This window comes from Streptomyces sp. NPDC047061, assembly GCF_040643955.1.
In the GTDB taxonomy this organism is placed as follows: domain Bacteria; phylum Actinomycetota; class Actinomycetes; order Streptomycetales; family Streptomycetaceae; genus Streptomyces.
Window position 1 is genome coordinate 37,313 of the sequence record NZ_JBEYVI010000041.1, and the last position, 21,733, is coordinate 59,045.

16 protein-coding genes are annotated in these 21,733 nt (G+C 71.7%); 9 read left to right on the forward strand and 7 right to left on the reverse strand.

The annotated features are described in order from the left end of the window. Positions 1-17: 17 nt before the first annotated feature. The 5 genes from ABZ887_RS40345 to ABZ887_RS40365 all read right to left on the reverse strand — a co-directional run bounded on the left by ABZ887_RS40345 (position 18) and on the right by ABZ887_RS40365 (position 8,704). Positions 18-1,247 carry an SGNH/GDSL hydrolase family protein gene (locus tag ABZ887_RS40345; RefSeq protein ID WP_361301547.1) on the reverse strand — a complete coding sequence of 410 codons (1,230 nt, stop codon included), beginning with the start codon at positions 1,245-1,247 and terminating at the stop codon, positions 18-20. Further along, the gene (locus ABZ887_RS40350; RefSeq protein WP_361301550.1) at positions 1,244-3,589 is read right to left on the reverse strand and encodes a glycoside hydrolase N-terminal domain-containing protein; all 2,346 of its coding nucleotides are present in this window, start codon (positions 3,587-3,589) and stop codon (positions 1,244-1,246) included. Before ABZ887_RS40350 ends, ABZ887_RS40345 begins: the two co-directional genes overlap by 4 nt. A 123-nt stretch (positions 3,590-3,712) precedes the next feature. Then, positions 3,713-5,509, reverse strand: a complete 1,797-nt coding sequence (locus tag ABZ887_RS40355; RefSeq protein WP_361301553.1) for a CBM35 domain-containing protein — start codon at positions 5,507-5,509, stop codon at positions 3,713-3,715. Positions 5,510-5,540: 31 nt separating this feature from the next. Then, positions 5,541-6,731 (reverse strand): ROK family transcriptional regulator, encoded by a 1,191-nt coding sequence (locus ABZ887_RS40360; protein WP_361301556.1) that lies wholly within the window; start codon positions 6,729-6,731, stop codon positions 5,541-5,543. A gap of 194 nt (positions 6,732-6,925) precedes the next feature. Further along, complete coding sequence (locus tag ABZ887_RS40365) at positions 6,926-8,704, reverse strand: M4 family metallopeptidase (RefSeq protein ID WP_361301559.1); 1,779 nt, start codon at positions 8,702-8,704, stop codon at positions 6,926-6,928. A 308-nt stretch (positions 8,705-9,012) separates the two neighbouring features. On the opposite strand from ABZ887_RS40365, the gene ABZ887_RS40370 reads away from it, so the two are divergent. From ABZ887_RS40370 to ABZ887_RS40405, 8 genes are all read left to right on the forward strand, one after another. Continuing rightward, positions 9,013-10,239 (forward strand): serine hydrolase domain-containing protein, encoded by a 1,227-nt coding sequence (locus tag ABZ887_RS40370; RefSeq protein WP_361301562.1) that lies wholly within the window; start codon positions 9,013-9,015, stop codon positions 10,237-10,239. 103 nt (positions 10,240-10,342) lie between these two features. Then, positions 10,343-11,686 carry a CAP domain-containing protein gene (locus tag ABZ887_RS40375; RefSeq protein ID WP_361301566.1) on the forward strand — a complete coding sequence of 448 codons (1,344 nt, stop codon included), beginning with the start codon at positions 10,343-10,345 and terminating at the stop codon, positions 11,684-11,686. Between the two features lie 56 nt (positions 11,687-11,742). Continuing rightward, on the forward strand, positions 11,743-12,420 hold the full coding sequence (locus ABZ887_RS40380) for an AIM24 family protein (protein ID WP_361301569.1): 678 nt from the start codon (positions 11,743-11,745) through the stop codon (positions 12,418-12,420). 134 nt (positions 12,421-12,554) lie between these two features. Continuing rightward, positions 12,555-13,517 (forward strand): threonine/serine dehydratase, encoded by a 963-nt coding sequence (locus ABZ887_RS40385; RefSeq protein ID WP_361301706.1) that lies wholly within the window; start codon positions 12,555-12,557, stop codon positions 13,515-13,517. Between the two features lie 200 nt (positions 13,518-13,717). After that, positions 13,718-15,340 (forward strand): serine/threonine-protein kinase, encoded by a 1,623-nt coding sequence (locus tag ABZ887_RS40390; RefSeq protein ID WP_361301572.1) that lies wholly within the window; start codon positions 13,718-13,720, stop codon positions 15,338-15,340. Between the two features lie 123 nt (positions 15,341-15,463). Then, the gene (locus tag ABZ887_RS40395; RefSeq protein ID WP_361301575.1) at positions 15,464-16,501 is read left to right on the forward strand and encodes a hypothetical protein; all 1,038 of its coding nucleotides are present in this window, start codon (positions 15,464-15,466) and stop codon (positions 16,499-16,501) included. Between the two features lie 119 nt (positions 16,502-16,620). Continuing rightward, positions 16,621-17,046 carry an SsgA family sporulation/cell division regulator gene (locus ABZ887_RS40400; protein ID WP_361301578.1) on the forward strand — a complete coding sequence of 142 codons (426 nt, stop codon included), beginning with the start codon at positions 16,621-16,623 and terminating at the stop codon, positions 17,044-17,046. 68 nt (positions 17,047-17,114) lie between these two features. Further along, a complete protein-coding gene (locus ABZ887_RS40405; protein WP_361301582.1) occupies positions 17,115-17,783 on the forward strand; it encodes a DUF2238 domain-containing protein in 669 nt (222 codons plus the stop codon). A 108-nt stretch (positions 17,784-17,891) separates the two neighbouring features. On the opposite strand, the gene ABZ887_RS40410 is transcribed toward ABZ887_RS40405, so the two are convergent. After that, entirely contained in the window at positions 17,892-18,875 is a 984-nt protein-coding gene (locus ABZ887_RS40410) for an aldo/keto reductase (protein WP_361301585.1), read from the reverse strand. 139 nt (positions 18,876-19,014) lie between these two features. On the opposite strand from ABZ887_RS40410, the gene ABZ887_RS40415 reads away from it, so the two are divergent. Further along, positions 19,015-20,730: a cholesterol oxidase substrate-binding domain-containing protein gene (locus ABZ887_RS40415; protein ID WP_361301588.1), complete on the forward strand. Its 1,716-nt coding sequence runs from the start codon at positions 19,015-19,017 to the stop codon at positions 20,728-20,730. A 20-nt stretch (positions 20,731-20,750) separates the two neighbouring features. On the opposite strand, the gene ABZ887_RS40420 is transcribed toward ABZ887_RS40415, so the two are convergent. Then, positions 20,751-21,647 carry an SDR family oxidoreductase gene (locus tag ABZ887_RS40420; protein ID WP_361301591.1) on the reverse strand — a complete coding sequence of 299 codons (897 nt, stop codon included), beginning with the start codon at positions 21,645-21,647 and terminating at the stop codon, positions 20,751-20,753. Positions 21,648-21,733 lie beyond the last annotated feature (86 nt).

Consider the following 21,733-nt stretch of genomic DNA (forward strand, 5'->3'; position numbering starts at 1 on the left):
GGGGTGGTCCAGGTGTCTCAGCGACCGCAGTCGAGGCTCGCCAGGTCGACGGAGTCGGCCATGGCCTGCATTCCCTTGTCGTTGGGGTGGATGTGGTCGCCGCCGTCCAGGAACGGCAGCATCCGTGCCTGGTCGTAGGGGCTGCGCAGGATCCGGTCGAAGTCGGCGATCCCGTCGAACTCCCCGCTGGTGCGGATGTACTGGTTGACCTGCTGGCGTACCGCCTCGCCCGCCGGGTCCCACTCCGACCAGCCCTCGAACGGCCCGACGGTCGAGGCGACCACGCACTTCCCGGCCGCGTGCGCCCGCCGGACCACCTCCTGGTAGCCGGCGATCAGGTCGGCCGCCGTGACCCCGGTGTGGGCCTTGATGTCGTTGACCCCCTCGAAGAGGAAGACGGCGCGGACGCCCGGCTGGCTGAGGACGTCGCGGTCCAGCCGCTTGAGGGCCGCCTGCCCGGCGCCGTCGGCGAGAACCTGGTTGCCGGAGATCCCCTCGTCGGCCACGCCCTTGACCTCGGTGTCCGCCTTCTGGAGACGGCGGGCGAGGTAGTCGGGCCAGCGGCGGTTCTGGTCGCTGGTGGACGCCCAGCCGTCGGTGATGGAGTCGCCGAGCGCCACCACCGCCCCGGTGTCCGGGTCCTTCGGCCGTACGGAGACCGAGTCCAGGTACCACCAGGAGCCGGTGGTCTCGGTCCAGTTGGCGGCGCTCTCCTCGGCGGTGTGGTCGCCCTGGGTGGCGTAGGAGGTCTGCATGGCCATCCAGTGGCCGGTGGCGGGGCCGGCCGCGTCGGGGCTGTGCAGGCTGACGACCAGGTTGCTGCCGGCGGGCAGGCTGCCGGGCAGCGGGTCGCTCCACGCGGTGGCGCCGGCCGGCACGGTGACCGTGCGGGCGCCGTCGAAGGTCAGCCGCTTGTTGCTGCCCGGTTTGAGGGCGGCGCCCTGGCTCTGCAGACCGGCGTAGACACTGTCCAGGGTCAGCGGCCGGTCGCCGAACGCGTTGGAGAGGCGCACCCGCAGACCGCTGCCGGCGGCGCTGGTGTGCACGACCAGGCGGTAGCCGCGGTCGGCGGTGCCCTGTCCCATCTGGTCGGCGCTGGCCCCCCAGGTGACCACGTCGTGCCGGGTGGCGGCGGACTGGGAGGAGGGCTCCCACACGGGTGCCGCCTGGGCGGGCCCGGTCTGGCAGGCGACCGTGGCCAGTAAGACGGCGGCGAGGCCGAGGAGCCGCGCGAACCGGCCGGTCACCGCGCGAGGTCCCTGAGCGTGACGGACGCGCCGGGCTTCAGCGTGACCGTCCGGGTCCTGCCGCCGTAGGCGACCGTGGTCGTACGGCCGCCGACGCTGCGGATCCGGGCCTCGGTGGGCTTGCCGTCCCGCCAGCTCAGGTCGACGACGAAGCCGCCGCGCGCCCCCGCCCCGGTGACCTTGCCGGAGGCCGCCCAGGCGGCGGGGAGGGCCGGCAGGAGCTCCAGGTGGCCCGGGCGGGAGTACAGCAGCATCTCCAGGATCGCGGTCGGGGTGCCGAAGTTGGCCTCGATCTGGAAGATGCCCCGGCCTTCCTCGACCTGGTAGATGTCGAAGAGGTTGGGCGAGGTGCCGTTGCTGCCGTTGTCGGAGGGGCGGAGGTTGCGGACGACGAGCTGGTAGGCCTTGTCGGCGTCCTTCAGGCGGGACCAGCACAGCGAGCGCCAGGCGTTGGCCCAGCCGAAGCTGTCCATGCCGCGGGCGGTGAGCAGGGCGGTGGCGCCCTTGACGATGTCGGCGGGGGTGGAGCCGTCGGGGCGGATCCGGTCGCCGGGGAAGAGGTTGATCAGCGGCGAGAGGTGGCGGTGGGTGGTCTCGCCGAGGTTGTCCGGGGACATCCACTCCTCCAGCCAGCCGGTCTTGGGGCTCACCACCGGCAGGTAGAGGCGGTCGCGGAGCTTGCCGATGGTGCCCGCGTATCCAGCATCCCTCTTCAGGGTGGCGGCCGCAGTGCGGAAGTTCCCGAACAGGATCCAGACCTGTTCCTGGGCGTAGGTGATGCCCTTGGCGTCCAGCGGGCCCTGCTCCGGCGACCAGTCGCTGTCCGCGATCAGCACCTCCCGGCCGTCGTCCAGGGTGGTGGTGAGCAGCCGCGCCTCCCAGAACTCGCAGGCGCCCTTGAGGAGGGGGTAGATCTTCTCCAGGTGGGCGCGGGACTGGGTGAACTCGTAGTGCTCCCAGAGGCTCTGGCACAGCCAGGCGTTGCCCGCCGGGTGCCACCACCAGCCGCCTCCGCCGAAGGGGTTGGTGGAGATGGCGACGGTCCAGCCGGCGACCTTGCCGCTGGAGTTGCGGTAGCGGTTGCGGGAGTCCTGGAAGAGCCGCTGGGTGAGGTCCGTCCAGGACGGGAGCTGGTCGACGCAGTAGTCGGTGTAGGCGTCGAAGCACTGGGACAGGCCGAGCCGGTCGGACATCCAGTAGTTCATCTGGATGTTGATGTCGGTGTGGTAGTCGCCCATCCAGTCCGGGTCGTTGCCGTCCAGCCAGATGCCCTGGAGGCCCATCGGCAGGCTGTCGCGCGATCCGGCGATCATCAGGTAGCGGCCGAACTGGGCGTAGGCGGCCTCGAGTTCCGGGTCCGGGTCGCCGGTGTCGGCGCGGGCCTGGATGCGCGCCCAGGTGTCGAGTTCGCGCTGGTCGGCGGTCGAGGTGCCGAGGGAGAGGTCGAACTGCCCGAACAGCGCCCGGTGGTCGGCCGCGTGGGTGCGCAGCAGCGAGTCCGCCGAGTGCCGGGCGGCCGCCTTGACCTTGGTGCGGGCCAGTGCCACCGGGTTGACGGAGGGGTCGCGGTAGTCGGCCGCGGCGTCCGGTGCGTAGTCGGTGCCGCCGCTGAGGACGACGGTCAGCTCGCGGCAGTCGGTGAAAGTGATGTGCGAGCCGCTCACCCTGACGCTGCCGCCGCTGCCGTACGCCTTGACGGCGGCCCCGTACTTCAGGCCGTTGGCGAAGGAGCCGGCGAACGACTCGGCGGTGCCGCCGGTCTCCCCGTGGGTGCCCTCGAAGGTGAGGGTGCCGGTGTAGCGGCCGCCGCCGTCCTGGCCGAAGTGCAGCACGATCACGTCGTCGGGACGGCTGGCGAAGATCTGCCGCCGGTACGTCACTCCGGAGCGGACGTAGGACGCCGTCACCACGCCGTTGTCGAGGTCGAGCGTGCGGCGGTAGTCGGAGACGCTGCCCAGGTCGTGGTCGGGTATCTCGACGACGAGCCGGGCGAGGAGGGTGAGCGAGCCGAAGTCGGCGCGGCCGTAGGGGAACTGGCCGTCGGAGTCGAGGGTGTCGTTGAGCCCGCCGGTCCACAGCGTGGCGTCGGTGACCAGGAGGAGCTCGCGGCCGGAGTCGTTGCTCGCGAGGGCACCGAGCCGGCCGTTGCCGACGGGCAGGCCCTGCGTGATCATCGACCCGTCGTCGGCGGGCGCCTGCCACCACAGCTGGTGACGGGGAGTGGCGAGCGCCTCCGAGGACCGCACCGGGGCGGCGGAGGCGGTGAAGGAGGGCAGCCCGGCGAGGGCTCCGGTGGCCGCGGCGAGGGCGAGGAAGCTTCGTCTGCTGGGGTGATTCTGCATGACGCTGTCCTTTTGAAGTATGGGGGGATACAACGCGCCCCCTTGGGGGCGCGGGGAACTGCGCGGCCGGCCCCCACCGGCCGGCAGTTCCCGACGACGCACGTACCGAGATGAACGAAGCGATTACCGAGGCGACTTGGGAACGTCGATCCGGTCGACGTCCGGCGCGTACCCCGACCCGCTGTCGAAGCTGATGGTGTTGGCCCCGGCCTTCAGCGTGACCGGCACGCTCACCGTCGCCACGGTCCCCCAGTCCCCGGTGGACGGGAACTTGTGGCTTGTCCCGCCCCCGGCGTTGGCCGCGACGGTGGCCGACCGGGAGTCACCGCTGATGTAGGCCACCTTCACCAAATACGTACCGGCCTTGTCGACCACCACGTTGTTGAAGGTCAGCTTGCCGCCCTGGTACAGGTTCCCGACCTTCTTCTGCCCGGAGCAAGCGTCGCACCCGGCGACGGAGGCGTTGCCGCTCAGCGTGTTGCCGCTCGCCTCGGCCTCGTACCCGGTGGAGGCCAGCGCGCTGCCCTTCGGCGTCACGGTGAACAGCCGCGAGCCGTGCGCCGGCAGCGCCTCGGTGATCTTGTTCTGGAAGCTGCCGAGGTTCTCCTTGTTCCAGACGTCCCGGACCGCGGCCTTGCCGCTGAAGCCGAGAGCGGTCCAGTCGGCGGTGACCGCCGAGGGCGAGTCCGCGAGGTTGAACAGGGCGACCGTGTAGGTCCCGTCGGCGTTCTTCGCGGCCCAGACCTGCTGTGGGTCGGACGGGGTGACCGGCCGGGCCGGCGGGTTGTCGCTCTGGTCGATCGCGATGACGTCGCGGTTGGTCAGCAGGGAGACGCCGTAGTCGTCGAGCTTGGTGATGTCGTCGCCGGTGAACAGGGGCGACTTGGCGATGGCCCACAGCGTGGCGTAGCTCTGCCGTTCGGCCTTGGTGAGGCCGTCCATCGCGCCGTTGCCGACGTCGAGGGAGTCGAGGTCGTTCCAGCCGCCGGGGCCCGCCTTGTCGGTCCAGGCCGGGGTGTCGTCCCAGCGGTCGTCGACGGAGTTCTCCCAGCTGACCAGGGTGTTGCAGTAGCACTCGACGTCGGTGTCGATGCGCCAGCCGTTGGTGTACTTCTGCCAGTCGGCGGCGTGCCCGTAGTCCAGGGACCAGGAGGCTTCCAGGTGGATCGGGCGGCCGGTGGCGGTGATCGCCTTGTGCCAGGCGGCGACGTCGGCGACGTTGTTGTACTGGTCGCCGCTCTTGCCGGAGCCGGGGCCGACGCCGTCGAGCTTGAGGAAGTCGTAGCCCCAGTCGGCGATCAACTGGGCCTGGGAGTCTATGTACTTCTGCGCGCAGGGCTTGTCGAAGTCGATCTTGTACGAGCTGTCCCAGCCGTTGGTGGTGCGCAGGTCGTCGTAGACGATGTCGGCGGTGGTGCAGCCCTCGGCGTTCCAGATCGGCGTCTTGCCGTCGCCGTAGGCGCCCTTCTCCAGGCCGGCCGGGAGGTAGATGCCGGCCTTCAGGCCCTTGGCGTGGATGCGGTCGGCGACGGCCTTCATACCGCTGGGGAAGCGGGCCGGGTCGGCCTTCTGACGGCCGTACTGGTCGTAACCGGTCTTCCAGTTCCAGTCCATCCACCAGCCGGCGTCGATGTTGACGTAGTCGTAGCCGTACTTCTTCAGCTTGCTCGCCAGGGCGTCGGTCTGCTTGAGGACGTTCGCCTCGGTGAGGTAGCTGTAGTCGCCCTTGTCGTTCAGGCCCGGGTACTTGGACGACTGCATGCTCCAGCTCGACCAGCCCATGTACGGCTTGGCGGCGATCGGTGCGGGCGTCTGGGCCTGCGCGGCGGGCACCGTGGCCGCGAAGGCGGCCGTCAGTGCCAGCACGAGAACGGTTCTCAGCCCGCGTACGGGCAGGACGGATGTCGAAGGTGACCGCATGGGCCCTCCAGGGTTCGGGGTCTTGGGCGGCTCAGCCCTTGCCCGTCGGTGTGGGAGAAGAGGTGATGAAGGACTGGATCGCGGCGGCCGCGGCCCCGCGCGCCCACTCCTCGAAGGCGAGTGGGCGGGTCTGTACGTCGCACTGCGCGGCGGAGCCGAAGGCGGCCGCGGTGAACGTGTCGAGGATCTGCTCGGCGAAGAGGTCGTAGGCGGCGAGTCCCTCGCCGGAGATGATCACGCGTTCGGGGCCGAAGAGGTTGGCCACCGTCGCGATGCCTCGGCCGATGGCCGCGCCGGCCCGGGCGTACACGTCCCGGGCTCCGGGCACGCCCTCGTGGGCGAGGGCCACCGCGGCGGCGGAGTCGGCGACCTGACGGCCGGTCACCTCGCGCATGCGGGTGACGATCGCGGCGTCCCCGGCGATCGCCTCCACGCAGCCGCGGTTGCCGCAGTGGCAGAGGGGCCCGGCCGGGTCGATGGGCACGTGCCCGATCTCCCCCGCCACCCCGTGCGCGCCGGACACCACCTGGCCGTGGATCACCAGTCCGCAGCCGATGCCGGCGCCGACGGTGACGACGGCGAAGTCGGAGAGCCCGACGCCGGCGCCGAACCACTGCTCGGCGACGGTCAGGGCGCGTACGTCGTTGTCGACGACGACCGGCAACCCGGTGGTCATGGCGGCGAGTTCGGCGAGGGCCACGTCCCGCCAGTCGAGGAAGGGCGAGTAGCGCACGGTGCCCTCGGCGCGGTCCACGTCGCCGGAGACGGCGATGCCGAGGCCGAGGACGGGGGCGCCGAAGTCCTCGGCCTCGGTGCGCAGTTCGTGGGTCAGTTCGGCGATGGAGGTCAGAACGGCCTTGGCGGCGCGGTCCGTGACCGGGAGGCGGCGGGCCAGCAGGATCCGGCAGCACAGGTCGGTGAGCACCGCGATGACCTCGTCGCCGGTGACCTTGACCCCGATGAACAGCGCGCGTCCGCCGTCGACCCGTACCAGGTTGGCGGGGCGTCCGAGGGCGGGCCGGGCCTCGCCGTCGGCGTCCTCCGCCAGGTACCCGGCCGCGAGGAGCGGCCGGACGGCCTTGGTCACGGCCGCCGGTGACAGGCCGGCCCGGCGGGCCGCCTCCAGCCGGGTGAGGGGGCCGTGGGACAGGACCGTGGTGAAGATCTGTGAGACGGCCGGCGTGTGGGCCGGGAACGTCTCGGCACGGGAGGTGGAGCGCATGGCCGGGAACTTAGGTGGCTTATTTTCCGCTGTCAATAAAAGAAACAGGAATCAACTGAAGGTTGACTGTGAGGCTCCCGTGGCCTTCAAATGGCGGGTGAGGTGGGGGCGTTGGCTCGTGTTCCACAAGCACGACCGATCCGGGTGCCCAGCCCCCCGACGGGGCACCCGGATCAGCGGTGGGGGCGCGCCCGTCAGTGGCGGGCGGCCGGCGTGTTGGCCTCGGTGACGTCGACCGCGGCCCAGGCCTGGTCGACCGTGCGGTACTCGACGCCGGTCGCGCCGTAGAGGTCCTTGGCCGCCTTCAGCGTCGCGATCCGCGCGTCGTGGAAGTCGGTCGAGGAGACCATGTACCGGGTCAGGGCACGGTAGAAGATCGCCGTGGCCTTGGCGCGGCCGATGCCGGTGACCGTGGACCCGTCGTAGGTCGGCGAGTCGTAGGTGGTGGCGCCGATCGTCTTGCGGCCGCTGCCCTCGGCGAGCAGGTAGAAGGCGTGCGAGGAGACGCCGGAGCCGGCGTGCACCTCGGCGTCGGCCACCTCGGGCGACCAGTAGTCGACGGTGCCTTCGAGGCGGTCGAGCGAGGGGTGGTCGAGGCGGCGCAGGAACTTCTGGCGCAGGCCCAGCTTCTCGCCCAGCAGGTAGTTCGGCGGGTTCTTCTGGTTGTTGGCGAAGAACTCCACGCCGGAGCCGAAGATGTCGGCCAGCGACTCGTTCAGCGCGCCCGGTTCGCCGAACTGGTTGCCGTCGTTGTCGACGTACGTCGGTTCGAGCTTGGCGGTGGCGTCCACCACGCCGTGGGTCAGCTCGTGGCCGGTGACGTCGAGGACGACCAGCGGCTTCTTGATCAGGTCGCCGTCCCCGTCGCCGTACAGCATGCAGCCGCAGGCCGAGTCCCAGAAGGCGTTGCCGACCTTGTTGCCCCAGTGGACCATGGCGCGGGCGGGCTTGGAGTTGTTCGCGATGCCCTTGCGGCCGAAGGTCTTCTTGTAGAAGTCCAGGGTCTCGGTGATGCCGTACTGGGCGTCGGCGGCGGCGCTCCCCCGGCTGGTGGTGGTGCCGTTGCCCCAGCTGTCGGTGGTGCTGGTGAACTTGGTGCCCTGCCCGAAGCTCTCGGTCTCCCTGCCCTTGGCGTCCCGGGTCTCGGTGCCGTAGCGGGTGGGGTCCTTGAGCAGGAAGCTCTTGCGGGCGGTCTGCGTGGTGGTGAGCGGCACCTTGCCCACGAAGAGGGACCTGCCAAAGCCGTGGGCGGTCACCGGGTAGTGGGTGGCGGCCGAGACGGACGCGGCGCCGGTGAGGGCCTGGGCCTGGACGCCGGTGGCCGGGTCGAGGGTCTCGCCGTGGCTGCGGAGGGTCTTGAGCAGCTCGGGCGAGAGGAACTCGTCGCTGTCCGGCGTGTCGCTGCGGACCCGGCCGGTGAGGGCGTCGACGACGACCGTGCTGGAGCCGTCGGAGCCGTCGACGGTCACCTGGTAGGCGAGGGCGGCGGCGCCGTCCCGGGCGTCCACCACGAGCTGGGCGGTGCCGGCGTCGCCGTCGGCGGCCGCGGCGGCCTTCTCCTCGGCCTGCCGGGCGGTCAGCTTCGCCTCGGTGGCGGCGGGCCTGACGGTGTGGTCGGCCGCGCGGGTGACACCGGTGTAGGCCAACCGGTGGGAAAGATGGACGACGAGGTCGCCGCCGAGTACCGGCATCCCCTGGTGGGTGCGGACGAAGCGGACGTGGCGGGCCCCCTCGGGGTCGATCATCACGTCCTGCGGCTGGAGCTCGTCGCCCGCGCCGACACCGGTCGCCGAGGCGTGGGCGAAGGCGGCGGCCCGGGCAGCCGCCACCACCTGCGCGGTCGTCGTGGCGGATGCCGCGGCCGACTGTCGTTCCCCCGTTGCGGGACCGGCGAAGGCCGTACCGGCCAGGCCCGTGGCGGCCGTCGTCACGGCGACGGCGACCGCCACGCTGCGTATGTGCGCACTACGCACTGATCAGGGTTCCTTCGTTCGAAGACGGCCGGGGTCACCAACCGCCTTGCGGCAGGGCGCCGTTGGGCGCCCAGGGGGCTGGTCGGGCCCCGGGCCGCAACCCTTCCGGACGAATCATGTCCATGTAAAGCGAAATTCGTCGCTTTTCCTGCTTTTCGTGGCAATACTTGGCGAATCTCCACCGCACGGTGATCAGGGAGTGACCAACTGTGCATCGACTGTGGAGATGTGACGGGATGCGAGAAGGTTCCCCCACCCCTGTGTGACTCATCTCGCATCGAAGACAGCACGGAGAGGAGCAGGTCCGAATGGTCTCGGCAATGGTGTGCAGAAGCGCGGTGCTCGGGGCGGTGACGCTGTCGCTGCTCGCGGTCCCGGCCCAGGCGGCGCCCATGAGGTCGGCCCCGGGGCCGGAGGCGGCCACCGCCCTGCCGGCGCCCGACACCGCGGGGCTGGCCGCGGTGCTGCGGTCGGTGGTGGCGAAGGGCGCGCCCGGCGCCATGGCCCGCATCGACGACGGCACGCAGGTCCTCCGGTCCGCACAGGGCGTCGCCGACCGCACGAGCCGGCGGGCCCTCACCACCACCGACCGCTTCCGGGTGGGCAGTGTCACCAAGACGTTCTCGGCGGTGGTCCTGCTGCAGCTGGTGGACGAGCACAAGCTCGCCCTGGACGCGTCGGTCAACCGCTACCTGCCCGGACTGCTGCCGGACGACCGCATCACCGTGCGGCAGGTGCTGAGCCACCGCAGCGGTCTGTACGACTACACCAACGACATGTTCGCCAGCAGCGTGTCCGGCTTCGAGGCGGTCCGCGACAAGGTCTTCACCTACCGGCAGCTGGTGGACCTGTCCCTGAAGAAGCCGCGCACCAACGCACCGGGCGCCGCCTACTCGTACTCCAACACCAACTTCGTGGTCGCCGGCCTGCTCATCGAGAAGCTCACCGGGCACAGCGTGCGCACGGAGTACGAGAACCGCATCTTCAAGCCGCTGCAGCTGACCGACACCTTCTACGTGCACCCCGACAGGAAGATCCCGGGACAGCACGCCAACGGCTACCTCACCGCCGACCAGGCGGGCGCCGCGCCCGTCGACGCCACCGACCAGACGGTCTCCTGGGCGCAGAGCGCGGGCGCCATCATCTCCAGCGCCCGCGATCTCGACACGTTCTACTCGGCGCTGGTGCGCGGCAAGCTCACGTCGACGGCCCGCCTCGCCGAGATGGAGCGCTTCACCCGCGTCAACTCCAACACCTCCTACGGGCTCGGGCTGCGCCGCCGCGACCTGTCCTGCGGGGTCTCGGTGTACGGCCACACCGGCGCCGTGCAGGGCTACTACACGTACGCCTTCACCAGCAAGGACGGCAAGCGCAGCGTCACCGCGCTCGCCAACGCGTCCAACAGCTCCGACGTGCTCAACGCGCTGGCGGCCACGCTGGAGCCGGTGTTCTGCGGCAAGCAGAAGTCCGTGCGCAGCGCGGCCGTGCCGCTCGAACGGGAGGACGTGGCACCCGCCGTGCCCACCGAGCAGTAGCACCGCGACGCGCCGAGGGAACCTCGCGCCCGGGCCGGACGTTCAACCGGCGACTCCCCCACCGGGCGCGGCGTTCGGCCCCTGACCTCGTAGAGGCGGCGCGATGAGCGAGCTGGTCCCCGGGGGCAATCTGCCCCTTCCGGGCGGCGCGCTGACCCTGCGGGTGCCCGGTCCCTTCGACGTGTCGGCACTGATCACCGACGAGAGCGGCAAGGTCGGCGGCGACGCCGACTTCGTCTTCTACAACCAGCCGGACGCGCCCGGCGTCCGGCTGCGCGGCGACACGCTGACCGTCGAGCCGGCCCTGCTGCGGGCCGGCGCCCAGCGCGTCACCCTCACGGTCACCGCCGCCGAGCCCGGCACCCCGCTCGGCCGGCTGCCCGCCGCCACCCTGCACGTGACCGACCGCCTCGGCCGTACGGTGGCCCGTTTCGCACCGGCGCGCCCGCAGACGGAGACCCTGCTGCTGCTCTCCGAGATCTACCGCCGGGGCACCGGCTGGAAGCTGCGCGCGATCGGCCAGGGGTACGCGGACGGACTGGCGGGGCTCGCCCGGGACTTCGGGGTCGACGTGGCCGAGGACCGGCAGCCGGCCGGCGGATTCCGCGCCTCGATCCCGGCCCAGCGCACGGCGGCCTCGCCGGCCCGCCCCTCGACGGCCTCGCTCCCCGATCCGGACGGCCTGCTGGGCCTGGTCAACTCCGCCCGCGCCCGGGCCGGCCGCCCGCCGGTGGCCCCGGACGCCCGGCTCACCTCGGCCGCCCAAGCCCACGCCACGGGGATGGCCGACGCGGGGCGACTGGCCGGCGAGAGCCGCGACGGCGTCTCCGTCCACCAGCGGATCAGCGCCACCGGATTCACCTATGTCACGGTCGGCGAGCACCTCGTCTCCGGCCCCCGCACCCCGGCCGAGTTCATCGACTACTGCCTGCGCACCGAGGACGCCCGGCGCACCCTGCTCGACCCGGCGTTCACCCACGCCGGCCTCGCCCACGCCCGCGGCCCGCGCAACGGGGACACCTACTGGACCGCCCTGTGGGCCAGACCCCTCACCCAGGCCGAACTGACCCGCACCCGCACCGAGGTCGTCGACCTCACCAACGGGGAGCGCGCCCGGGCCGGGCTGCGGCCGCTCGCGGTGGATCCGCAGCTGGCCACGGCCGCGCAGGCGTACAGCACGGACATGGCGACCCGCGACTTCTACTCGCACACCTCGCCCGAGGGCACCCAGCCGTGGGACCGGGCCGCCGCCGCGGGCTCACGGCGGCGCACCATCGGCGAGAACATCGCCTGCGGCCAGCGTTCCGCGGCCGAGGTGGTGGACGGCTGGATGAACAGTCCGGGCCACCGGGCGAACATCCTCAAACCGGACTTCACCCACATTGGCATCGGCTTCGCAGGCGGCGGCCGGGCCGGCACCTACTGGACCCAGCTGTTCGGTGCCTGAACCGGTACCGTCCGCGATCTTGGCGGAACGGGTCCGTCCGGGACACCATGCCCCGCATGAAGGGTGATCTCTTTTCCAGTCAGCACATGGTGGCCCCGGCGATGGAGCCGGGCATGACCGTCGAGAACGCGAAGTGCATCAGGTACGCGGTCAACGGCGAGATGCACGCCCGCCAGGGCGCGATGATCGCGCACCGCGGCGGTCTGAAGTTCGAACGCAAGGGCCAGGGTGTGGGGGGCATGCTCAAGCGCGCGGTCACCGGCGAGGGGCTTCCGCTGATGTCCGTGCAGGGCCAGGGCGAGGCCTGGTTCGCGCACGAGGCGCAGAACTGCTTCATCGTCGAGATAGAGCCGGGCGACCAGTTCACGGTGAACGGCCGCAACGTCCTGTGTTTCGACGCCACCCTGGCGTACGAGATCAGGACCGTGAAGGGGTCGGGCATCGCCGGCGGCGGTCTGTTCAACAGCGTGTTCTCCGGACACGGCAGGCTCGGCCTGGTCTGCGACGGCAACCCGCTGGTGATCCCGGTCTCGCCGCAGGCCCCGGTGTACGTCGACACGGACGCGGTGGTGGGCTGGACCGCGCACCTGCAGACCTCGCTGCACCGCTCGCAGTCCATCGGGTCGATGCTGCGCGGCGGTTCGGGCGAGGCGGTCCAGCTGATGCTCCAGGGCGAGGGGTTCGTCGTGGTCCGGCCGAGCGAGCTGACCCCGCAGAAGGCGCAGCAGCACTGACGTCCGGCAGCCCTGGTCCGCCTGGCCCCGCCGCCCCGGCGGGGTCGGGTTGACCAGGGCGGTCCGGCCGGGTGAGGGTGCGAACGGCGCGGACCGTCGCCCCCGCGCCGGAAGGGTGAACCGCCTTGAACGGCATCATCGGCATCTCGGACATCGAAGCCGCGGCCCGGCTGGTCGCCGGACACGTCGTCCGCACCCCCACCGTGCCCAGCCCCGGCCTGTCGGAGCTGCTCGGCGTCCCGGTCACCGCCAAGCTCGAACTTCTCCAGCGCACCGGCTCCTTCAAGGCGCGCGGGGCCACGGCGAAACTGCTGTCGCTGAGCGAGGCCGAGCGGGCGGCCGGCGTGGTGGCGGTCAGCGGCGGCAACCACGGCATCGCCCTCGCGGTGATGGCCGCGGCCCTCGACGTGAAGGCGACGGTGGTGATGCCCCGTACCGCGCCCGCCCGGTCGATCCGGCTGGTCGAGGCGGCCGGGGCGTCGGTGCGGCTCACCGACGGCATGGACTCGGCGTTCGAGCTGGTGCCGCGGCTGCGGGACGAGGGGCTCACGCTGGTCCACCCCTTCGACGACCCGGTGGTGATCGCCGGACAGGGCACGGTGGGCCTTGAGCTCGCCGAGGACGCGGACGACGACCTCACCGACGTGATCGTCAGCATCGGCGGCGGGGGCCTGATCGCCGGGGTCGCGGCCGCGCTGCGGGCCCGCCGCCCCGGGGTGCGGGTGTGGGGCGTGGAGACGGCGGGCGCGCAGGCCATGTCCGAGGCGCTCACGGCCGGCGGTCCGCTGCCGGTCGCGGTGTCGTCGATCGTGACGACGCTCAGCGCGCCGTCGGTGTCCCGGCTGACGTACGACCATGCGGCGGCGCTGGTGGAGGAGGTGCTGGTGGTGCCGGACCGGGAGGCGGTGCGGGGCAGCCTGGAGTTCACCGAGCACGCCAAGGTGTGGACCGAGCCGGCCGCCGGCTGTCTGCTGCCCGCGGCCCGGCAGGTGCGGGAGCGGGTCGGCGACGGGGCGCGGATCGGCCTCGTGGTCTGCGGGGGCAATGTGACGCACCAGGAGATCTCGGAGTGGACCGCGCGCTTCGGACTGGACTGACCAGCGGATCGCAGCCGGGCTTTTACCGTCGGTTACCCGCAGGTCGAAGCCCGGTCATTCACTGTTTTCCTCAAGTTCCCGGCCGGTGCGGCCACTTGAATAAAAGGCAAGAACGGTCCCCGAGTTGCAGATTCTTTGAACAAACCCGGGCTCGCCCCGCGTACTTCTGGTTAATGACGAGGCAGGGGTTTCAGCGAGGGATGACGATGGTCAAGGCGCATGTCTCCGCACAAGAGTTGGTCGCCGGAAGGTACCGGCTCCTCGAAGTCGCCGACCGCGAGCCGAACCGCATCACCTGGTACGCGGAGGACGTGCAGGCCGAGCGACCGCGCCTGGTGACCCAGATCGCGTTTCCCGAGCCGCCCAGCGAGGACACCGTGCGCCGGACCACGGCCCGTATCCTGCGCTCCTCCGAGGTGATGAGCGCGCTGCGGCCCGGCAGGGTCGCCATGGTGATCGATGCCTTCGAGGAGGCGGGCGCGCTGTGGACGGTCACGGAGGTGATCGACGGCACGCCGCTCAGTGAGCTGCTCGCCCAGCAGCCCGCATTCAACTACGTACGGGCCGCCCGCATCGGACTCGAGGTGCTCGACGTGCTGGAGGCCGCGCACGCCGACGGCTACACGCACGGCGAGCTCAGCCCCGGGCAGATCTTCGTCCGTGACCGGGGCCCGGTCGTCGTCACCGGGTTCGGCCTGGCCGGCGCGACGCTGGCGCCCCGGGTCACCGCGCCGTCGTACGCCTCGCCGGAGCAGGCCCGGGACGAGCGCATCGGGCCCGCCGCGGATCTGTGGGCGCTCGGCGCGATCCTCTACGCGATGGTCGAGGGGCGGCCGCCGTTCCGGGACCGGGGCAAGGCGGACGCCACCCTGAAGGGCGTGGACCGGCTGCCGTTGCGCACCCCGCTGCGGGCCGGCCCGCTGACCCAGGTGGTGCAGGGGCTGCTGCGGAAGAACTCCCGGGAGCGACTGAGCCGCCCGGTGGTGCGTCAGGCACTGACACGTGTCCTGGACGAGGACCCCGACGCGGTCGAACAGCCGGCACCCGTATCCCGGCTGCGCGGTGCGTATGTGGCCGCGCGGGCCTCCGGGTGGAGCCGGACCACCATGATCGGCGGGACCGCGCTGGCCGTGGTGACCGTGTCGGTCGCGGTGCTGGCCGCCACCCAGGGCCTGCCGGGCGCCTCCACGGCGGGCTCGGCCCCGAGTGCCTCCGCCACGGCAGGCGACCCGGCCAACCGCACGGACGGCAACGCCCCCAGCCCCTCACCGTCCCGGACGCCGTCCGCCTCCCCCACCCCGTCGCCCGCCGCCTCCGCCTCCGCGTCCCCCTCGGCGACGGCCACGGCCGGTGCCCTGCCGGCCGGCTTCCACCGCTACACCGCCCCGGAGGGGTTCTCCGTCGCACTCCCGAAGGGCTGGAAGCGCCTGGACACCGCCCAGGACGACGTCGCCTACCGCGTCACCTTCGGCCCGGGCGGCGACGACCTGCGCACCCTGGCCGTCACCTACAGCACCCAGGCGGGCCCGGACCCGGTCGCGATCTGGCGGGACGAGGTGGAGCCGGGTCTGGAGAAGCTGGACGGCTACCAGCTGATCGGCGAGATCAAGGCGACCACCTACCAGGGGCACAAGGCGGCCGACATGGAGTGGATCTCCGGGACCGGCGCCGACCGGGTGCACACCTTCGGCCGCGGCTTCCTGCTCGGCGGCGGCCGCAGCTTCTCACTGCGCATCACGACACCCGCCGACGCCTGGGACGACGCGGCCGACAAACTCGCCAGGAAAACCTTCCTGGAGACGTTCCGCGGCTCGGCGAGCTGATCCGCCGGGTGCGGTGCCACACGCCCGGCCGGTCTTCGACGGTGTGGCAAACCCTGGCCAATGGGTCGATATAGGCTTCCGGTCGGTACGTATGCAGTTCGGCAGCCTTCAGGAGTGTCCTCCGTGACCCTAGCGATCGACCCGTCCGAGACGTCCAGCGCGTCCCCGGCTCCCCTCTCCGACCTGGTGGCGCGGGACGCGCGCGAGTTCGGCGCCTATGTGCGGACCGGAGGCTGGACGTTCGGGCTGATGGTGGCCCGCAGCGTGCGGCCGGGAGGGCAGGGCGCGGAGGAGACCCCCAAGGTCTCGGCGAAGGAGTTCGCCGAGCTGGCCGGCTGCTCCGCCGAGCGCGTCATGCGCTACTACAAGGCGTGGGACAAGGCCGCCGACGACGGTCTGGTCCCGCACTTCGAGGCCCTCGCGCCGGGCCAGGAGGTGGAACTCCCGGACTCCGACGTCTGGTTGGACTACTACGTCTCCCGCAACAGCGCCACCTCGGAGCGCGGCACCGCCATCGCGGAGGCCGCCGAGGCCGAGGGCATCCGGCCCACCAAGGCCCTCGAAGTCGCCGAGAACCCCACCGCGTTGCGCGCCGCGATCCTCGCCGACCCGTCCACCGCCCGCGCCGCCCGCTCGGCCCTCCTCGACCGCATCAAGGAGGACCCGGACCTGCAGACCGTGCTGGCCCGGGACGTGGTCCGCACCGCCGACCTGAAGAAGGCCGTCGCCACCGAGAGCCGCTCGGCCGACCGCATCGGCTATGTCCGGCAGATCGCCGAGTCCGGCCAGATCAAGACCCCGGCCGGGCAGACCGTCGACGCGCCGGCCGACCTGCGCCACGAGGCCGAGCGCCATCTGTCGCTCCTCGACGAACTCGACGAGGACGAGGACACCGGCGAGTGGGCGACCGAGGCCTACGACACCATGAAGAACCTGGTCGTGGAGGCGGTGGAGGCCGACCCCGAACTGCGCGTCCAGGAGAAGCGCACCAAGTTCTACAACAGCCTGCAGAAGGCGACCAAGGCGTTCGAGGAGCTGACCTTCGACGACGCCCAGGACTTCTACGAGGACGACATGGTCCAGCGCCTGGAGGACCTCCAGCAGGCCATCGGCTCCTGCCTGGCCGCACTGCGGGGCACGAAGGGCACGGAGGACGCGTAGCGCACGTAGTACTCGTAAGACTCGTAGGTCTCGTAGGGCAATTCCGCTCAGGATTGAGCGTTTTTCCCGCGAGAGGGGTACTAGAGGGCACCAGCCGATCGTTCTCGGAGGCCACTCGCGTGAACCCCATCGTGCACAGGACCCTGGTCGTACAGCTCCGGGCGGACGGGACGGACCGCTGTCCCGTCCTCGCCCATCTGTCGTACGACGCCGGTGACCCGTTCGCCGTCACCGCGGTGTTCACCCTGGACGGCCGGGTGCTCGCCCGGTGGCGGCTGGACCGCGAGATGCTGAACGACGGCCTGCGAGAGCCGGTCGGGGTCGGGGACGTACGGCTGCGTCCCGTGCGGCAGGGACGCTGGAGGGAAGTGCGCATGGACTTCCTCGGCGACCCCCTGCCGGGCGGCAGCCGCCACCACGCGGTGGTGTTCGCGTGGGCGCCCGCGCTCGCCTCCTTCCTGAGCGACACCTACCTGGCCGTGCCGCCCGGCCGGGAACAGGTCCCCGTGGACGACGTACTCGCGGAGATCCTCGCCACCGGCTGAGTAGCCGTACTCATGTAGACGCCCGGACGCGGCGGCCACGATGGGGCTCCCACGACAAGGAGTCCGTCATGACCGCAGTGCAGTCCGCCCCGCGCCCCCTTCCGCACCGGGTGCCCCGCCGGGTACCGCCGGCCCTGCTCGCCGGAGTGGTGGTGGCCGGCATGGCGCTCTCGGCCTGGGGAGCGCGGGACCGCACGACCTGGTTCCTGGAGACGGTGTGGGTGCTGGTCGGGCTGCCGCTGGTGGTGCTGACCTGGCGGCGCTTCCCGCTGACGGGCCTGCTGGCCACGCTCCTCGCGGCGCACGCGCTGGTACTCGCCGCCGGCGGCCACTACACCTACGCCGAGGTGCCGGTGGGCGACTGGGTGCGCGACACCCTCCACCTGTCCCGCAATCCGTACGACCGCTTCGGTCACCTCATGCAGGGCTTCGTGCCGGCGGTCCTGGTCCGGGAACTCCTCGTCCGGACCTCCCCGTTGCGCGGCAGCCGCTGGCTGGCCCCGCTGACGGTCTGCGCCTGCCTCGCGTTCAGCGCCTTCTTCGAGCTGCTGGAGTGGCTGGCGGCCGAGATCGGCGGCCACGGCGCGGACGCCTTCCTCGCCACCCAGGGGGACGTGTGGGACACCCAGTGGGACATGTTCTGCGCGCTGATCGGGGCGACGGTGTCCGTGCTGGTGCTCAGCAGGGTGCACGACCGTCAGCTGCGGGCGCTGGAGACGGCCCGGCGGGTCGCGTGACGCGGGTCGGCGGGCGCCGGAGGCGGCTCTGCGGATCGTCTCACGCGGCTCGGCGGGTGGCGATGCGGGCCGGGAGCGGCATGGTTGCGCTCCCGGCCCGGGCCGCTGCTACCAGCGGCTTTCCACCTGGTCCTTGATCCGGCGGTCGTACAGCTCGCGGATCGCCGTGAGCGTCTCCTCCGGCAGCTCCGGGAGCTTCGCGGCGGCCGCGTTGGCGCGGGCCTGCTCCTGGTTGCGGGCGCCCGGGATCACCGTGGTCACGCCGGGCTGGTCGATGATCCAGCGCAGGGCGAGCTGGGCCGGGGTGTATCCCTCGGGGGCGAGGGCGGCGAACTCGGCGGCGGCCTCGACGCCCGTCGCGTAGTCGACGCCGGAGAAGGTCTCGCCCTGGTCGAAGGCCTCGCCGTGCCGGTTGTAGGTGCGGTGGTCGTCGGCCGCGAAGACCGTGTCCTTGGTGTACTTGCCGGACAGCAGCCCGGAGGCCAGCGGCACGCGCGCGATGATGCCGACGCCGGCCTCTCGGGCGGCCGGGAGCACCTCGTACAGCGGCTTCATGCGGAACGGGTTGAGGATGATCTGCACGCTGGCCACGCCCGGGCGGGCGATCGCGGTGAGCGCCTCCGCACAGGTCTCGACGCTGACGCCGTAGGCCGCGATGCGCTCCTCCTCGACCAGGGTGTCGAGGGCGTCGTACACCGCGTCGGAGGAGTAGACCGGAGTCGGCGGGCAGTGCAGCTGCACCAGGTCCAGGCGGTCCACGCCGAGGTTGCGGCGCGACCGGTCGTTCCACGCGCGGAAGTTGTCCAGGACGTAGTTCTCCGGGATCTGGTCGACCCGGCGGCCCATCTTGGTGGCCACCAGCACGTGCAGGTCCGGCCTGCCGCTCAGGAAGGCGGCGATGGTCTGCTCGCTGCGCCCGTCGCCGTACACGTCGGCGGTGTCGAAGAAGGTCACCCCCGACTCCGCGGCCGCCTCCAGAACGGCGAGCGCCTCCTTGTCGTCCACCTCGCCCCAGTCGGCGCCGAGCTGCCATGTGCCGAGGCCGACGACCGATGCCCGCTGTCCCGACCTGCCGATTACGCGTTCGTCCATGGCGCCAGTCTGTCATCCGCCACCGACAACGCTGTCACGGGCCGGTTCGTCCCCGCCCACCTGTGAATCCTTCACTCACACGGGTGATTGTGGTGGACGGAAATCGGGGGTGTGTCAACCGGCGCCCTAGCGTGTCGCCATGGTTGATCATTCACCGGACAACTCCCTTTCCACGGACGGCTGGAGCCGCCGGGGCTTCCTGCGGTCCGCGGCCGCGCTCGCCGCCGTTCCGGTCCTGCTGGCCGCCGATCCGGCCATGGCCGCCGCCGAACTGCCCGGCTTCCCGGCGGAGGTCGCGCTGTACCGATCCGGGTACCGCAACTGGGTCGGCGAGATCACCGCGGACGGACTGTGGGCGTGCGCCCCGGCCGACGCCGGTCAGGTGCTCGCGGCCGTCGACTGGGCCTGGCGCAACGGCTGGCGGGTCCGCGCCCGCGGCTCCTCGCACGGCTGGTCGCCCCTGACGATCACCGAGGGGACGGGCGCCGACGACCAGGTCCTCCTCGTCGACACCGCGAGCCATCTCACCGGGCTCGCCCTGGACTCCGCCACGGAGGCCACGGAGGTCCGGGCCGGGACCGGCGTCACCCTGGAGGCGCTGCTCACGTTCCTGGAAGGCCACGGCCTGGGGCTGACCGCCGCGCCCGCGCCCGGCGATCTCACCCTCGGCGGCGCACTGGCGATCGACGCGCACGGCAGCGCCGTACCGGCGGACGGCGAGGAGCCGCTGCCCGGCCACACCTACGGCTCGCTGAGCAACCTGGTGCTGTCCCTGACGGCGGTGGTGTGGGACGAGAGCGCCGGAGCGTACGTCCTGCGGACGTTCCGGCGCGACGAGGCCGACTGTGCGGCGCTGCTGACGCATCTGGGCCGTGCGCTGGTCACCGAGGTCGTACTGCGGGTGGGGGCGAACAGCAACCTGCGGTGCGTCAGCCGGACCGACATCCCGGCCGCCGAGTTGTTCGCCGCGCCCGGTTCGGGCGGCCGGACCCTGGACGGCTTCCTGCGCCGCTCGGGGCGGGTCGAGGCGATCTGGTTCGCCTTCACCGAGTACCCGTGGCTGAAGGAGTGGAGCGTCGCACCGGCCAGGCCGCTCACCTCACGGCACGTCACCTCGCCTTACAACTACCCCTTCTCCGACAACGTGCCCACCGTGGTCGCCGACCTGGTGGGGCGGATGGTGTCCGACGCGGCCTGGTACCTGGCACCGGTGCTGGGCAACGCCCAACTGGACGCGGCGGCCCTCGGGTTGGTGGCGACGCCGTCCTCGGACATCTGGGGGCCGTCGAAGAACACGCTGCTGTACGTCAAGCCGACCACGCTGCGGATCAACGCGAACGGGTACGCGGTGCTGACCTCGCGGGCCGACGCACAGCGGGTGGTGCACGAGTTCACCTCTTTCTACCGGGAACGGCTCACCGTGTACGCCGCGTCGGGGCGGTTCCCGGTCAACGGGTCGGTGGAGATCCGGGTGACGGGGCTGGACGAGGCGTCCGATGCGCAGCTGGACGGCGCCCAGGTGCCGTTGCTGTCCGCCGTGCGGCCTCGGAACGGGGCGGACACCGCCGTGTGGCTGGATGTGCTGACGCTGCCGGGGACGCCTCATGCGGAGGCTTTCTTGCGGGAGTTGGAGCAGTTCCTGTTCGAGAGGTTCGAGGGGACTCGGGTCGAGTGGTCGAAGGGGTGGGGTTATACAGAGTCCGGCGTGTGGAGTGACGAGGAGGTGCTCGGTACGAGGATTCCGGGGTCGTTCGGGGGTGGGGTGTGGGATGCGGCTGTCGAGACGCTTGACCGGCTTGATCCGCACCGGGTCTTCAGTAACGGGTTCTTGGATGGGGTGCTTGTGCGCCGTTGATGGCTGCGAGCCCCGCGCCCCTACGGGGCGCTGAAATAGAAACCGTCTTCCAAGTCCGCGATCAAACCCGGCTGTTCCGGCTTCCAGCCCAGGAGGTTCCGGGTTCGTTCGCTCGACGTCGCGTTGTCGATCGACGCCGGCAGGCCCAGCCAGCCGAAGTGGGCCTGGGCCTCTTCCGCCGGAATGCTCTTCACCGGTACGTCGAGCCCCCTGCCGATGGCCGCCGCGATGTCCTTGAAGGGGATTCCCTCGTCGGCCGCCGCGTGCAGGCCGGTGCCCGCCGGGGCCGACTCCAGGGCCAGGCGGAACAGGCGGGCGGCGTCCAGGCGGTGGACGGCCGGCCAGCGGTTGGTGCCGTCGCCGATGTACGCGGCGACGCCCTTCCCCCGGGCGACGTCGACCAGTCGGGGCACGAAGCCCTGGTCGCCGCGGCCGTGCACCGTGGGGGCCAGGCGGACCACCGCGCTGCGTACGCCGCGCCCGGCGAGGGCGAGCGCGGCAAGGTCGGGGGCGCTGCGGTAGGTGCCCGGTACCGGGGTGTCCGCCTCCGTCGCCACACCGTCGACCGAGGCGAGCATCATGGTTCCCGAGGTGACCACGAAGGGGCGGTCGGATCCCGCCAGGGCCACCCCGATCGCCTCGATCACGGCGAGGTCGGTCGCCACAGCGCGGGTCATGTCCGGGAAGGTGTCGTGGTTGAAGGCCAGATGGACCACGCCGTCGGTCCCGGCCGCCGCGCGGGCCAGGTCCTCGGGGTCGTCGAGACTGCCGCGGTGCACCTCTGCGCCCGCCGCCCGCAGGGTCTCGGCCGACCTGTCCGAGCGGGCGAGGGCGAGGACCCGGTGGCCTGCGCCGAGGAGTTCGGGGATGACGGCGGAGCCGATGAAGCCGCTGCCGCCGGTGACGAATACCCGCATGGTGGGTGCTCCTTCGAGTGAGGGGGTGGTGCCTCCATCGTTCGGCCAGCGGGCGGCGGGCGTCCAAAGCCTCTTTCGCAATACGC